Source organism: Bacillus sp. FSL K6-2944 (assembly GCF_038005385.1).
Classification (GTDB): domain Bacteria; phylum Bacillota; class Bacilli; order Bacillales; family Bacillaceae_G; genus Bacillus_A; species Bacillus_A cereus.
Genome location: NZ_JBBOTE010000002.1, coordinates 130,769 through 142,689, shown reverse-complemented (window position 1 = coordinate 142,689; position 11,921 = coordinate 130,769). Strand labels below are relative to the sequence as shown.

Genomic DNA, 11,921 nt, shown 5'->3' with positions numbered 1-11,921 from the left:
TCCCTCCTATTTTTTTATATTTATATAACAAAAAAAGACCGTCCGGTTGCATCAAAAATGTGCAACCAGACGATCTTAGTAACCAATATGTATTACCGTAGACTCTAAGCTTTGCGGCCTATCCTTTCGAATAGTGTGCTAAAAATATCTTTTATTCTTTTTTTGTTTCATTTTCCTCTTAAACCAAATATTACTATACCGTCTGGACGGTTATAATTCAATACTCTATAAAATTGTTCTATTTTTCTAATAAAAAAAACAATTCACCACTACATTAAAGAAGCAATGGTGAATTGTTTTCGCATTATATAGTTCGTATATTCTATTTATATGAATTACTAATAAGAGCTTGAATCACTTTTTCTCTTAACTCGGGGCTTAGTCTGCCAACCCCTAAATATTCCGAATACCATAATCCATCTGCTGCTAATCTAATAATTGTTGCACAAACTGAATCTATCTCATCGTTTTCTATATTCTTTTGCAGTTGCTGAAATGATTGTTGTAATGGCTCAAGTAATTCAGGTTTTAACATGAATGCTGCCATCATACTACTAGACAACTCTTCTGTTCTTCTCTCATTATTTAATCTTTCCTCTACAAAAGAGCGAACCCATCTCCCTTTCCTCTCTGAGTCTTCCGCTACTTTATTGTAAATGGCCCCTTCATAATCCTCTACCCCTCTGACTATCATACCTTCTATTAAAGCTTCTTTATTTGAAAAGTGATACAATAATCCACCTTTACTTACACCCGCCTCTTTTGCCACTGCTTCTAAGGTTAATTTAGCAACCCCTTTACATTGCACAATTTGAGAAGCGGCCGCCAAAATCTTTTGCCGCGTTATGCTTATACTCATTCCTTTTTAAAACCCCATTTCTACTAAATTTATATAAATACGAATCTTATTTTTAATGTTGTTGATTACTACTAAGTATTTTCTTTATACAACAAAAGCTTCATTACCTTTGAATTTTTAGTTACTTATTCTATTAAAAATTTCCATATCATTCAATATGATAACATTAAACACACAAAGCTGACTATACATCTATACTTTTGTATTTATTGAAATTATATCCATAAACACGAAATGTATAAAAATTGATTATCCTTATACATCTAATCTATAATTTAAAGAGGTTTATATTTTCATAAAAATAAAGTGAAATTTTATAAGTATGATTCCATTGAAAAAATTTTCTATTAGTTATTTAATATGCTTACTGTTTTTTTCTATCATTGTGAATGTTTTACAGTATACAAGCGTTCCAAATTATGCGGATTCATGGGGGCCGATTTGGGTATCTATTATTATGCTTTCAATTCTTGGAAGTATTCCTGTTCTTATCGGTTGTTTAATAGGCGAATTTTGTTATAGAAAAATAAAAGGAAGTCACGAATTAAAAATCGGTATTCCTTTATTTATAGTGTTAGGTATTTCCTACAATCATTTCTTCTTTATGTTGTTTAACGACCGATATTTTCTATCCTTTAATTTAGAAGCCTTTTTGGAAACAGGCCTACCTATTACGTTATCATCTTTATTATTTTACCTTATAAGACGCCGTTAATTCTTTCATCATTACATAAAAAAATGTTATTACTCTTGTTACATCGAGTAATAACATTTTTATTTAAATCTATTTAACTAATTTGCTTCCAACTAGTATCCTTCACATCTTCGCTAGTCAGCTTTCTAACTGATTTCACAAAACATTCCTCGCAAGCACCAAATGCAATAAAATTTTTCTGTGCTTGTCTTAACGAGACTTCATTTGCACCGCCTTCAAAGTCAGGATCGTTAAACTGTACCTCATCATCTTCCCAGTAACATATATTACAAATTTCATATATACCTGGTGGTTCTTCTTCTATTGTTCTATACCCGCAGCACGGACATGTATATTTCATTCTGTTACTCCATTATTCATTTCTTTTTTCTCCCATATATTCCGGCCCATAAAGAATGTAACAGCGCAAATCATAGTTATTACCATGAAAGTAGTATTAGAATCCTCATATGTAGTTGGAATTCCAACCGTTACAGAAACAATACTAAAAGCTAAAAGTAAATATAATAATAAAGATAGAATATAGCTTAGTCTAAATCGTAAAATGATACCTCTAAACAATAGCTCACCAAGTAGACAGCCACCTAAAATAATAGGTACTCCGAAATACAATGTAAGGACTCCCATTTGCGCAGTAGATTGAATTATCTTTCCAATTATGTTCGGCGAAACCAGCTCACTATTGTTTCCCATCCTATCATATAAATCAAGTGCTGTTGCTGAAATAAAGAAACTTAATATAGAAAATGAATACGGTATTAAAAATTTGCTCACTCTCATTCACCTCGCTTTTTTTGTTTCACATATATTATTCATTACTTTCACAAAAAAAATAGCCCTCTATGCTAAAACATAGAGGGCATAATTTTTATATAAAAACCTATACCTTATCCTGAAATCCCCCCTAAACAGAACATCTAAACTATCTGTGCCCTATATTCTTTAGGGGATAGGTGGTTATTAGAAAGTAGTGCCTTCTTTTTTATAATATTCTTTTGAAATCTCTTCATAAAATGCGGCTGATGTCGCGTAGAAATACGGTGCTAACCATAAGAAACCGATTCCTATAGTAAGAATACTTAATATGAACCAGCCTAAGAAACTTAAGCATAGTAAAAAGTAATCCATTTTATGTCCATTCATCATATGACGACTCTCAGTAATCGCTTGATTCGCTGTATATTCTGGATGATCATTCAAAATAAAATATGTCATAGAATAAGAAAATGATTTAATAATACCTGGAATAATAAGAAGTAATGTCCATAGAGTCAAGTATACATACATTAGTAAATATGTTAAAAACGACTTCATCAACTTACTTCCATCGCTAAACCATCTAAATATATGACCAATGCGAGCATCAGTCCCACGAATTGCATTTAAAACAAGATAATAGGCACCTATTGTTAATGGACCAATAACAAGCATTACTATAATACTTACTGTAAGTGAATCACTTGCCTCTTCCCAACCCCAAAATATCGAGAAAATACCTGTTGTTAGCATTTCAACAGCTCCAATAAGGATTCCAATTAATAAAGTTGCCCCTACCGCTAATCCCCATCTTCCTTTTAATGCATCAAGTGCTTCTCTTTTCAACTGACTTATCATATATAACCTCCTAATACTATTTATATTTTAGTATACCATTTATATCAAAAATTCCATAGATTTCCCTGAAATAGAAGCATACTCCTTTTTGCATACGTATTGATACATGTGTGCTGTAGTTGTACTAATATATGGATTAAACGACTCTTTTCCCTATAACAAAAAAGCTTGCCCTTCATAATAGGCAAGCTTTCTCAAGTTATTTCTCACTTAACTTCTTCTTATACCAATCCTGCATTCTCTCCGCATCTTCTACTCTCGTATGCTCTATTTTGTAACTAGATGATGCACTCGAAAACTTATACGTACATAAATCCGCACGGCGCTGGAAATATGATTGTGTCTTCTCCATTGATTGGACGTGTCTTCTTCTAATAAGTCCTGTATATTTTCCGACGCTACGATAGACAAGTGTAATTTGTTCTCCGTTAACACTGTAACCATTTGTTTTAAATGTTGCGTATCCAAGTGTAAAGATAAGGATTGCGAGCGGTAATAATGCCCACATGATGTAATACTTTTCAAAGTATATGCTTATTCCAGTAAGCGGGATTGCGAGCATAGCGAAAAAGATGAAACTATCAATGAGATAACGGCGCAATGCTGCTTTTGGTAACGAAGTAATATTTGCATTCAGTTCGTATGGTAATTGTAAATGCGCGAGTAACTGTTGCACTCGATCTTTTCGAATGATAGGATGCAGTGTAACTTTTTCTTTTTCGTCATCCGTTCCCTTACTTTGAATGACTTCTACTTGCACAGCACAATAACCGAACGGTTGGCGTAAAATACCTTCTTTTATCGTAATCCCTTGAATACGGTGCAATTTTAGTACGAGTTCTTTTTTCTCCAGTAATCCTTGCGAAATACGGACTTCGTCATTTCTTCGATTCACTGTGAAATCTCCATGTTTTAGCGCATAACCAATTGTCGATATAATCCACGAAAGGACGAGCAAAATAGCTATCATGAAAATCCAGCCATATATATCATGTTCCATTACATACGACTTTACGCTATTCTCTATCCATTTCGGAATGTACTCATCTACTTGGTGATACACAAAAAAGATTAATGAGAATAATAATCCAAATTGACCAGATGTAACAGAGGCTATTAAAATCTCTTTCCACGTTAATTTGTATTCTCTCGCTTGTTTTTCCTCTGTAATGATTTCTTTTACTTCTACTTCTTCTGATGTTGTTTCTACTTTCAATTCTGAAGCCGACTCATTTAACATTGCGATAAGCTCTGTCGCTTCTTCTACCGTAATTCCAGCTAAGCTAACTTCTGCTTCATCGCCCCCGCCAGCTGTTTCAATCTGAATTTTTTTCAAACCGAGCATTTGATATAGTACGTTAGAACTTGTATTAATCGTTTGAACACGTTCTTTATTTAAGTAGCTCTCCTTTTTCACAAAGAGACCTTGTTTCACATGTAATACGTTATTTTCAACCCAGTATGTTGTGTAATACCATTTTTCAAACGCTGAAAAAACGGTGAGTAAACCAAATGCTGCGGGAATTAAATACCAAAACGGGAATTTTCCGTTTAAGCTAAACATGAAAATAATGAGTGGTATAAAGTCTGTTATTTTTAACTCTAATAACATCGTGATTGGATGCTGCCTTTTATACATCCTCATCACTCACTTTCGCTAATTCTGCGATTTTCGTTTTCAACATTTCAGCTTCATACATCGTTAAACCTGGGATGCTATGAGAAGTTGCTGCTGTTGAAATGTGTAATTCTGCTAATCCGTATTTTCTCATAATTGGCCCTTGTTCAATCGTTACGTGCTGTACACGAATCATCGGCACTAATACGCGCTTAACAACGAAAAGGCCATGCTGAATTTCAAGTTCTTCTTCATTTAGTTGGTAGCTGTAATAACGTTGACGTAGTTTCGGGAATAAGAAGTACGAAAATGGTGCGAACACAACTGTCAGCCCAATCATTACATACAAAATCCACGCCCACCAATCAAACTTTATCATGAGGAAAAGGTAAGCTAAAATGACGAGTATACCGATCCCTTCTTCAATTACAGCACGAACTTTCCACACCTTGACCATGTCAGGGTGAATTTCATTTTTCAATGGATCCATGTAACCACTCCAAATCTAGTAATCTAATATATGAATACTCTTAATCTACATTTTACATAACTTTACAGAAAATTGAAATTTAATCTTCTTTCTTCTCAGGAATAAAATATCCGAACCAAAGTAACCAAATGAAACCGATTAACTTCATCCAACTTCCATCCGCTTGAAAAGCTTCAATCATACCTGGTATTTTATAAATCCCAATAAATCCAAGAAAACCGAGCCACCAGTTTTTTTGCATTTTCATCTTTACTCCTCCTTCATGACGTTTTTCACATTTCGAATCCAAATTTCTTTATACTTTAAATGGAATCCCATGAGCATATAGTTGCTCATATTATCGATCACAAGCGCTAGCGTATGAGCATTTTCTTCCGTTTCATGTTGTGACACAACGCCCAGTCTCGCGCCTTTCTTCAATAAATCATGGAAACCATGCAAAAAATCCTCTTGTATTTCAAATAAACGTTTCTGATACTTTTCATTTCGCGATGCAGTTACGATAAATTCATTGATAACGCGTAGTATTCCTTCTTGCCCTTCATACTCAGAGAGCATATGTAAACCATCTGCGATTAGCTTTTCTGCAAAGTTTTCTTTCGTATACCGCTCTTCATTAAAGTATTTTGTAAAATGATAATCAGAAAAAATCTCTTCAAATAAAAAATCAACTAACGCTTCTTTAGAAGAAAAATGATAGTAAATAGCCGGTTTTGAAATACCTACCTCTTTCGCAATCATGGAAAGACTCATCTTCTCAATGCCGTGTTCTGCCATAAGTTTAAATGATGCCTCTACAATGTTCTGCGATGTTTGTAAATTCTTCGTCATACTGTACCTCACTTATTTTTACTTACCGTTCGGTAAGTAAATTATAAAACAAAACGAAATGATTTTCAATTTAGTTAGCACTACAGAAGGTATTTATTGGAAAATACAGAAAGTTATAAAGTAAAAGCAACATATAAGAATAAGGAGGATATCATATGGGACTTGGTGGTAGTGGTGGTAATGGCGGCGGTGAAGCGGGACAAGCTGGTAAGAGCGGATTTTCATTAATCATTGTACTTTTTATCGTATTGATTATAGCTGGAATTAGCTATATCGGACTTAGCTTCTAAGAAAAGGCGTCCTGCATTACATATGTAGGACGCCTTGTTTTTAATCTCTATTCAGCAATCGCATACGATAACAATTCATCGTCACTTCTCCAAGCCTTTGCAGTAATTGATAGTTCGCATATGCGCCGACTGGGGCACCGATTACTGGTACGAGCTGAAGCATTTTCGCTAAATCAATATAGTCTCGGTACTCTGTTTGGAACTTTTCCCAGTCCATATGATTTTCTTTTTCTGTATCCCACGTTTCGATTGCTTTCCATATTTCTTTTCTGTGATCGTCACTTGAAAAGGCAAGTTGGAAAACGTGAAGGATAAAAAGACGCTCTTCTTGTTTACTCGTATCAAATCCGTACAATGTCGCTGCATCGAATAAAAATTTAATTTTAATTGTAAGTAAAAGCGGAAAGTCAGCAAGACCGAGGAGAATACCACCAGCTCCAGTCCCTGCTCCTTCTGCCGCTGCTATTTTTTTGTACTCATCCATTTTTTTACGAACTTCATCGTCACGTCTTTGCAGTGACCATGTCGTCTCTTTTAGCTTCGGCTTTATAAAGTTTGACCCGGCGCTAATCGTTTGCACCATCATACGAATCGTCTCTGTTAGTACCTTTTGTACTTTCGCCGGAATGAGCTGTTGCACCTTCGTCTGCACTTTTTTGGAGAACCGTGTCATCATAGAAGAATCTTTCATGAATGTAGCTTTCCACTGCTCCAATTCTTTTATAACCTTCTCTTCGTATGTAATCATAGGTTCATTCCTTTCAATTTAAACGCTCAATGCGCTTCGCCCCGTATTGGTAAACGAAACCGATACTAAATAATATGCTTACGATAAGTAAAATTCCTGTCATCATGAAATCTTTCGTTGCTAGTGCAAATATAATTGTAAATATAACGCTACCTGTAATAAGAATTGCATTTAATAAAGTAAGAAAATCTTTCTTCTTCTCTTCTCCGCCTACTGGGTACAAATCAAGCCAAATTTTCATGCGGTGATGTTTCCATAAAGTTAATAGCTGATAACCGATTAAGTATAGGAAGATAAGGCTTACGATAAATCGTCCATATAAAAACGGAATGAAGTAAAGAATAACTCCGCCTAGAGCGAGCAGGCGCACATATAATCCAAAATAGTTACCTGATCTTAAAAATGTTCTCGTATATAAGTATAAATATGTACGCTTTTCGCCGATTATCGAAAGAATGAAATCTAGCCATTTTCGGCGAGATACTCTTTCTTTTAATGCTGGTACATCAACGAACATATTCGCGATGCGGTACAGTAGCATCATCTTCTTACCTTCTTCGGAAATTAAATACTCCCAGTTTAGTGGCTTTCCTTTGACCATTTGATGCATGATAGCAAGGTATAACACCATGAGAAGGACGATTCCACCAATGAAAAGAACTGAAGTACGTTCTACAAGGAAATATACAAATAAACCGTTTAGGATAAAACGAATAAACCAATCAGCCCTTTGTATATTTTGATCTGTTAAAAATGACTTTTCCCACGCTATAAATAAATTCCACGCTTTTACAATGACGAATGCGAGTACGATCCATATGTAGCCAGCACCTGTTTGCTTCATTTGTTGGAAGTATAACGGGGCAAGCGCAGCTGCTACAATTGCGATTATGTATAACTGAATCATAAATGTAAAAAGAAATGCCTTTGTGAAGTAAGGTTTTAACTTTTCTTCAACTGGCAGTAAGTAAACGAGATCCGCTTCTTTTAATAACGTTTGAATGGATCCAGCCGTTAACACGAGTCCAATTAATACTGCCATTACGAGCGCAGTTGGAAACAAAGATGTTAACGTTTGTAACCATTGCTGGTAATAATACGCTCCCGCACCGATGATGAACACGAAAATAAATTTCAAATGATCATTAAATACGTATTTACTATATGTACGAACTTCTTTTAGAAATTGACGAAATCGTTCTTTCCATAACGCTGTGCTATTCATAATCTTCTTCCTTCGTTAATGCAATGTAAATATCATCTAACGTTGCACCTGGCATATTAAACTGTGATTGCAGTTCAGATAGAGTTCCCTTCGCTCTTACTTCACCTTGATGCAAAATAATGAACGAATCACAGTAACGCTCTGCCGTCGCTAAAATATGTGTGCTCATTAAAATACCGGCACCACTCTTTTTCATTTGGTCCATCATTTGAAGAAGGGATTGAATCGCTAACGGGTCTAATCCAACGAAAGGTTCATCTACTATGTAAAGAGATGGCTCCACTAAAAATGCGCTCATAATCATTACTTTTTGTTTCATCCCTTTTGAGAAATGAGATGGAAACCATTTTAAACGATTTTTCATACGAAACTCTTGTAGTAGTTGTCCTACACGTTCTTCATATTGTTTTTCATCCACGCCATACGCCATAGCTGTTAATTTCAAATGCTCTTCTAACGTTAATTCATCATATAATACCGGCGTTTCCGGAATAAATGAAAAGCTAGAACGGTACGCTGTCATATCATCACGAATTGTTTTCCCATTAATTGTGACAGTTCCTTTTTTCGGTTCCATTAAACCGATAATATGTTTAATCGTCGTACTTTTACCAGCTCCATTTAAACCGATTAAGCCGACAAGTTCGCCTTTATTAACAGAGAACGAAACGTCTTTTAATACAGGTCGTTTCGTATATCCTCCTGTAACATTTTCTACACGCAATAACTCGCTCATACGACACCACTTTCTTCATTAGTATTCATTCTATATTCATCTTACCAAAAATTATGCTGTACTACATAGTATCCATGTACTCAAAAAAAATTTTTAAATTTATTAGCATATAATTTCCCGAAAGCGGACATCATAATTATTGAAGAAGGAACACATTGAAAAAGCAACCACCAATTGATGAGTACAACAACATAGTGAAGTCATCATGAAATGGGGTGTCCAAGTTGGACAATGAAATTTACACATAACCAGATTATTTGTTTCATTTTCGAAACGGGGTGTCTCTGAAAGAGCATATACTGTTTTAAAAAATAAACAATTTCATTTAAAAAAAGATTGCAATTCATTTCACTTGAAAATGGGGTGTCTACGGCAGAAACTTTAGCCGATTTACCGTGCATTTCTTAAATAAATGAGGTGTCTGCGAAACGTAAATTACGATAATGCTTTTTCAATCCCTCTTCAGAAAACAGGAAGCTGAGTCAGCTTCCTGTTTTTCGTGTTTGTTCTCTTATGTAATTATGGTAAAATACGGCTAAGGATATTTGAAAGGATGAGATCAATGAATCATACAGCAGACAATTGTATTTTTTGTAAAATCATTGACGGGCAAATCCCTTGCTCAAAAGTATACGAAGATGAACATGTGCTTGCATTTTTAGATATTAGTCAAGTAACAAAAGGACATACTCTTGTTATTCCGAAAGTTCACAAACAAGACATTTTTGCGTTAACGCCAGAAATCGCATCACATATTTTTTCTGTCGTTCCAAAAATCGCAAATGCGATTAAAACAGAGTTTAATCCAGTTGGCTTTAACCTACTTAACAATAACGGTGAAAAAGCTGGACAAACTGTGTTCCACTTCCACCTTCATTTAATTCCACGCTACGGTGAAAAAGATGGTTTCGGTGCTGTTTGGAAATCACACCAAAATGAATACACTATGGAAAATTTACAAAACATCGCAAGTACAATTGCAAATAGTGTGAAATAATGACACTATAAGAAGGCGTAATACATAACAAGCCACTTCCCTGAAGTCATCAAATTCCGCATGGCTTGTTTCTTCACCTAAGATGCTCAGGGATGATTGTTTGTGCATAGCACATATAAGAAAGATATGCATATGTTTTCACATCATGAATACGAACAAAAAATAAGGAGGTCTCCTTTTATGTCAAAAGCTAAATCCTTTATTACAGGTGTTATTTGCGGCGGAGCAGTTGCTGGACTAGCCGTTCTTTTCTCAACTCCTTCTTCTGGTAAAGACATGCGCGGCAAGTTAAAAGAAAAAGGAAATGATATTAAAAAGACTTTAGCTGATATTACAGCTGATACGAAATTATTAAAGCGTCAAATTGTTGAAACTGCTTCAGAAGGTAAAGAAGTGTTTCAAGAACTAAAAGATGACATGCAAGACACTCTTTCTAATTGGAAACAAGATATTTCTCAAAACAAGCGCCATATTGAGAAAGAAATTTTGGACATCCAAAAGTCAATTGAGAAACTGCAAGAAGCTGTTCCAGAAAAAGCGTAAACAAATTCCTGCTTAGTTTTTTGCATATAACAAATATTTTTTATATAAATTGACCTTGACACGGCATATCGTATAGATATGCCGTGTTTTTATGCATTTACAATATATGTTATCAATTAACATGTAAGGACAACGCATGTATTCACGACTCATAAAACGCTTCCATAGTTATGCATGATTTGTATAGAATGTCATTTTGTTAAAAAATTTTCACAATTCTTACAAAAAGACTTTATTAATTTTTATTTTACTGGCATAATAGATAGTAATGAAAAAGAATGTTAAAGTGGGTGAGTAAATGAAAAGTGGAGAAAAAGATTACTCGGTAAAAGAAGCGATGATTTTCAGCCAACGCATTGCTCAATTATCGAAAGCGTTATGGAAATGTGTAGAGAAAGATTGGCAGCAGTGGATTAAACCTTACGATTTAAATATTAATGAACATCATATTTTAACAATCGCTTATCATTTAAAAGGGGCTTCTATTTCTGAGATTGCTAAGTTTGGAGTTATGCACGTATCAACGGCATTTAACTTCTCTAAAAAGCTAGAAGAACGCGGCTATCTTGTATTCTCAAAAAAGGAAGATGATAAACGAAATACGTACATTGAAATTACAGACAAAGGGGAAGAATTACTACTTCGCTTAATGGAAGAGTATGATCCTGAAAATAATTCAGTGTTTAATGGGGCTCTTGCACTTCGTAATTTTTATGGGAAGTTCCCAGAAAATATCGAACTGATTGCAATCCTGCGTAATATTTACGGACAAGACTTTATCGATATTTTTGAGAAATCATTAGAAGATATTGAAGAGAACTTTACAGAATCCGATCAAAAGTTAGTTAAGAAGTAATCTTTTTATTTTTTCGCAATCATGCTTAAGAATTCATTCATAAGCGGCTTAAATAAACCTTGTTTTGCTAGCGCTTCCGCAGTTTCGTGTACTTCGAGCTGATGTGGAAGCGCTTTTTCAAATTGATCTAACAGCGCATCGAACAAAAGAAGCCCTTCTGCTTTCTCCACTACATATTGCTCGTTCAGTTTTTCACAAAGATTTAGTATACGTTCAATATCTTTTTTACGAGCTTTTTTCTTTATGATCAAAGAATAAAATGGACACTTCTCTTCATCAATCATTTTAAATAGTAGGTCTACATAGTATTCAGCTTGTTCTAATCTTCTAACAACGTCCATTTTCTCCCTCACTTTCTAACACAAAGTCTTCTATTTCTGAATTTTGTAACACGAACAA

The 11,921-nt window shown here is 34.6% G+C and carries 17 protein-coding genes and 1 riboswitch; of the genes, 5 read left to right on the top strand and 12 right to left on the bottom strand.

Going from position 1 to position 11,921, the window contains the following annotated elements; translation table 11 throughout:
- Window positions 1-57 precede the first annotated feature (57 nt).
- A riboswitch (cyclic di-GMP riboswitch) is annotated at window positions 58-150 on the bottom strand.
- Window positions 151-322: 172 nt separating this feature from the next.
- On the bottom strand, window positions 323-859 hold the full coding sequence (locus MHH55_RS21780) for a TetR/AcrR family transcriptional regulator (RefSeq protein ID WP_000028022.1): 537 nt from the start codon (window positions 857-859) through the stop codon (window positions 323-325).
- A gap of 331 nt (window positions 860-1,190) precedes the next feature.
- Between MHH55_RS21780 and MHH55_RS21775 the strand changes: the two genes are divergently transcribed.
- Window positions 1,191-1,574, top strand: coding sequence for a hypothetical protein (locus MHH55_RS21775; RefSeq protein WP_000714567.1), 384 nt, complete (start codon window positions 1,191-1,193; stop codon window positions 1,572-1,574).
- Between the two features lie 73 nt (window positions 1,575-1,647).
- On the opposite strand, the gene MHH55_RS21770 is transcribed toward MHH55_RS21775, so the two are convergent.
- The 7 genes from MHH55_RS21770 to MHH55_RS21740 all read right to left on the bottom strand — a co-directional run bounded on the left by MHH55_RS21770 (window position 1,648) and on the right by MHH55_RS21740 (window position 6,127).
- Window positions 1,648-1,914, bottom strand: a complete 267-nt coding sequence (locus MHH55_RS21770) for a CPCC family cysteine-rich protein (protein WP_075677648.1) — start codon at window positions 1,912-1,914, stop codon at window positions 1,648-1,650.
- Window positions 1,911-2,354: a hypothetical protein gene (locus tag MHH55_RS21765; RefSeq protein WP_002025431.1), complete on the bottom strand. Its 444-nt coding sequence runs from the start codon at window positions 2,352-2,354 to the stop codon at window positions 1,911-1,913. Before MHH55_RS21765 ends, MHH55_RS21770 begins: the two co-directional genes overlap by 4 nt.
- Before the next feature lie 180 nt (window positions 2,355-2,534).
- Window positions 2,535-3,188 (bottom strand): DUF975 family protein, encoded by a 654-nt coding sequence (locus tag MHH55_RS21760; protein ID WP_000625399.1) that lies wholly within the window; start codon window positions 3,186-3,188, stop codon window positions 2,535-2,537.
- Between the two features lie 199 nt (window positions 3,189-3,387).
- Window positions 3,388-4,827, bottom strand: a complete 1,440-nt coding sequence (locus MHH55_RS21755; protein WP_078186685.1) for a PH domain-containing protein — start codon at window positions 4,825-4,827, stop codon at window positions 3,388-3,390.
- Window positions 4,820-5,296 (bottom strand): PH domain-containing protein, encoded by a 477-nt coding sequence (locus MHH55_RS21750; protein WP_000371358.1) that lies wholly within the window; start codon window positions 5,294-5,296, stop codon window positions 4,820-4,822. The genes MHH55_RS21755 and MHH55_RS21750 overlap by 8 nt, the downstream gene beginning before the upstream one ends.
- A 79-nt stretch (window positions 5,297-5,375) precedes the next feature.
- Entirely contained in the window at window positions 5,376-5,543 is a 168-nt protein-coding gene (locus tag MHH55_RS21745) for a hypothetical protein (protein ID WP_000783808.1), read from the bottom strand.
- A gap of 2 nt (window positions 5,544-5,545) precedes the next feature.
- A complete protein-coding gene (locus tag MHH55_RS21740; protein WP_000164837.1) occupies window positions 5,546-6,127 on the bottom strand; it encodes a TetR/AcrR family transcriptional regulator in 582 nt (193 codons plus the stop codon).
- 155 nt (window positions 6,128-6,282) lie between these two features.
- Here MHH55_RS21740 and MHH55_RS21735 point away from each other — a divergent pair, with 155 nt between their 5' ends.
- Window positions 6,283-6,417 carry a YjcZ family sporulation protein gene (locus tag MHH55_RS21735; protein ID WP_078186684.1) on the top strand — a complete coding sequence of 45 codons (135 nt, stop codon included), beginning with the start codon at window positions 6,283-6,285 and terminating at the stop codon, window positions 6,415-6,417.
- A 40-nt stretch (window positions 6,418-6,457) separates the two neighbouring features.
- Here MHH55_RS21735 and ecsC read toward each other — a convergent pair whose 3' ends face one another.
- From ecsC to ecsA, 3 genes are read right to left on the bottom strand one after another with little or no spacing between them, the layout of a single operon-like run.
- Window positions 6,458-7,165 carry an ecs operon protein EcsC gene (ecsC, locus tag MHH55_RS21730; RefSeq protein ID WP_000634142.1) on the bottom strand — a complete coding sequence of 236 codons (708 nt, stop codon included), beginning with the start codon at window positions 7,163-7,165 and terminating at the stop codon, window positions 6,458-6,460.
- Window positions 7,166-7,178: 13 nt separating this feature from the next.
- Window positions 7,179-8,390 (bottom strand): ABC transporter permease EcsB, encoded by a 1,212-nt coding sequence (ecsB, locus tag MHH55_RS21725; protein WP_078186683.1) that lies wholly within the window; start codon window positions 8,388-8,390, stop codon window positions 7,179-7,181.
- Entirely contained in the window at window positions 8,383-9,126 is a 744-nt protein-coding gene (ecsA, locus tag MHH55_RS21720) for an ABC transporter ATP-binding protein EcsA (RefSeq protein WP_001292603.1), read from the bottom strand. Before ecsA ends, ecsB begins: the two co-directional genes overlap by 8 nt.
- 562 nt (window positions 9,127-9,688) lie before the next feature.
- Here ecsA and MHH55_RS21715 point away from each other — a divergent pair.
- The 3 genes from MHH55_RS21715 to MHH55_RS21705 all read left to right on the top strand — a co-directional run bounded on the left by MHH55_RS21715 (window position 9,689) and on the right by MHH55_RS21705 (window position 11,522).
- Window positions 9,689-10,123 carry an HIT family protein gene (locus MHH55_RS21715; protein ID WP_001016841.1) on the top strand — a complete coding sequence of 145 codons (435 nt, stop codon included), beginning with the start codon at window positions 9,689-9,691 and terminating at the stop codon, window positions 10,121-10,123.
- Between the two features lie 180 nt (window positions 10,124-10,303).
- Entirely contained in the window at window positions 10,304-10,666 is a 363-nt protein-coding gene (locus MHH55_RS21710; protein WP_000030302.1) for a YtxH domain-containing protein, read from the top strand.
- A 298-nt stretch (window positions 10,667-10,964) separates the two neighbouring features.
- The gene (locus tag MHH55_RS21705; protein WP_000834924.1) at window positions 10,965-11,522 is read left to right on the top strand and encodes an HTH-type transcriptional regulator Hpr; all 558 of its coding nucleotides are present in this window, start codon (window positions 10,965-10,967) and stop codon (window positions 11,520-11,522) included.
- Window positions 11,523-11,527: 5 nt separating this feature from the next.
- Here MHH55_RS21705 and MHH55_RS21700 read toward each other — a convergent pair whose 3' ends face one another.
- On the bottom strand, window positions 11,528-11,863 hold the full coding sequence (locus MHH55_RS21700; RefSeq protein WP_000383655.1) for a DUF1878 family protein: 336 nt from the start codon (window positions 11,861-11,863) through the stop codon (window positions 11,528-11,530).
- Window positions 11,864-11,921: the final 58 nt, after the last annotated feature.

What these genes read in the sequence shown, in the direction of transcription:
- MHH55_RS21780 (WP_000028022.1), bottom strand. Translation starts at nt 859, where the DNA reads ATGAGTATAAGCATAACGCGGCAAAAGATTTTGGCGGCCGCTTCTCAA.
- MHH55_RS21735 (WP_078186684.1), top strand. Translation starts at nt 6,283, where the DNA reads ATGGGACTTGGTGGTAGTGGTGGTAATGGCGGCGGTGAAGCGGGACAA.
- MHH55_RS21705 (WP_000834924.1), top strand. Translation starts at nt 10,965, where the DNA reads ATGAAAAGTGGAGAAAAAGATTACTCGGTAAAAGAAGCGATGATTTTC.
- MHH55_RS21750 (WP_000371358.1), bottom strand. Translation starts at nt 5,296, where the DNA reads ATGGATCCATTGAAAAATGAAATTCACCCTGACATGGTCAAGGTGTGG.
- MHH55_RS21710 (WP_000030302.1), top strand. Translation starts at nt 10,304, where the DNA reads ATGTCAAAAGCTAAATCCTTTATTACAGGTGTTATTTGCGGCGGAGCA.
- ecsA (WP_001292603.1), bottom strand. Translation starts at nt 9,126, where the DNA reads ATGAGCGAGTTATTGCGTGTAGAAAATGTTACAGGAGGATATACGAAA.
- MHH55_RS21740 (WP_000164837.1), bottom strand. Translation starts at nt 6,127, where the DNA reads ATGACGAAGAATTTACAAACATCGCAGAACATTGTAGAGGCATCATTT.
- MHH55_RS21700 (WP_000383655.1), bottom strand. Translation starts at nt 11,863, where the DNA reads ATGGACGTTGTTAGAAGATTAGAACAAGCTGAATACTATGTAGACCTA.
- MHH55_RS21765 (WP_002025431.1), bottom strand. Translation starts at nt 2,354, where the DNA reads ATGAGAGTGAGCAAATTTTTAATACCGTATTCATTTTCTATATTAAGT.
- MHH55_RS21760 (WP_000625399.1), bottom strand. Translation starts at nt 3,188, where the DNA reads ATGATAAGTCAGTTGAAAAGAGAAGCACTTGATGCATTAAAAGGAAGA.
- ecsC (WP_000634142.1), bottom strand. Translation starts at nt 7,165, where the DNA reads ATGATTACATACGAAGAGAAGGTTATAAAAGAATTGGAGCAGTGGAAA.
- MHH55_RS21755 (WP_078186685.1), bottom strand. Translation starts at nt 4,827, where the DNA reads ATGTATAAAAGGCAGCATCCAATCACGATGTTATTAGAGTTAAAAATA.
- MHH55_RS21770 (WP_075677648.1), bottom strand. Translation starts at nt 1,914, where the DNA reads ATGAAATATACATGTCCGTGCTGCGGGTATAGAACAATAGAAGAAGAA.
- ecsB (WP_078186683.1), bottom strand. Translation starts at nt 8,390, where the DNA reads ATGAATAGCACAGCGTTATGGAAAGAACGATTTCGTCAATTTCTAAAA.
- MHH55_RS21715 (WP_001016841.1), top strand. Translation starts at nt 9,689, where the DNA reads ATGAATCATACAGCAGACAATTGTATTTTTTGTAAAATCATTGACGGG.
- MHH55_RS21745 (WP_000783808.1), bottom strand. Translation starts at nt 5,543, where the DNA reads ATGAAAATGCAAAAAAACTGGTGGCTCGGTTTTCTTGGATTTATTGGG.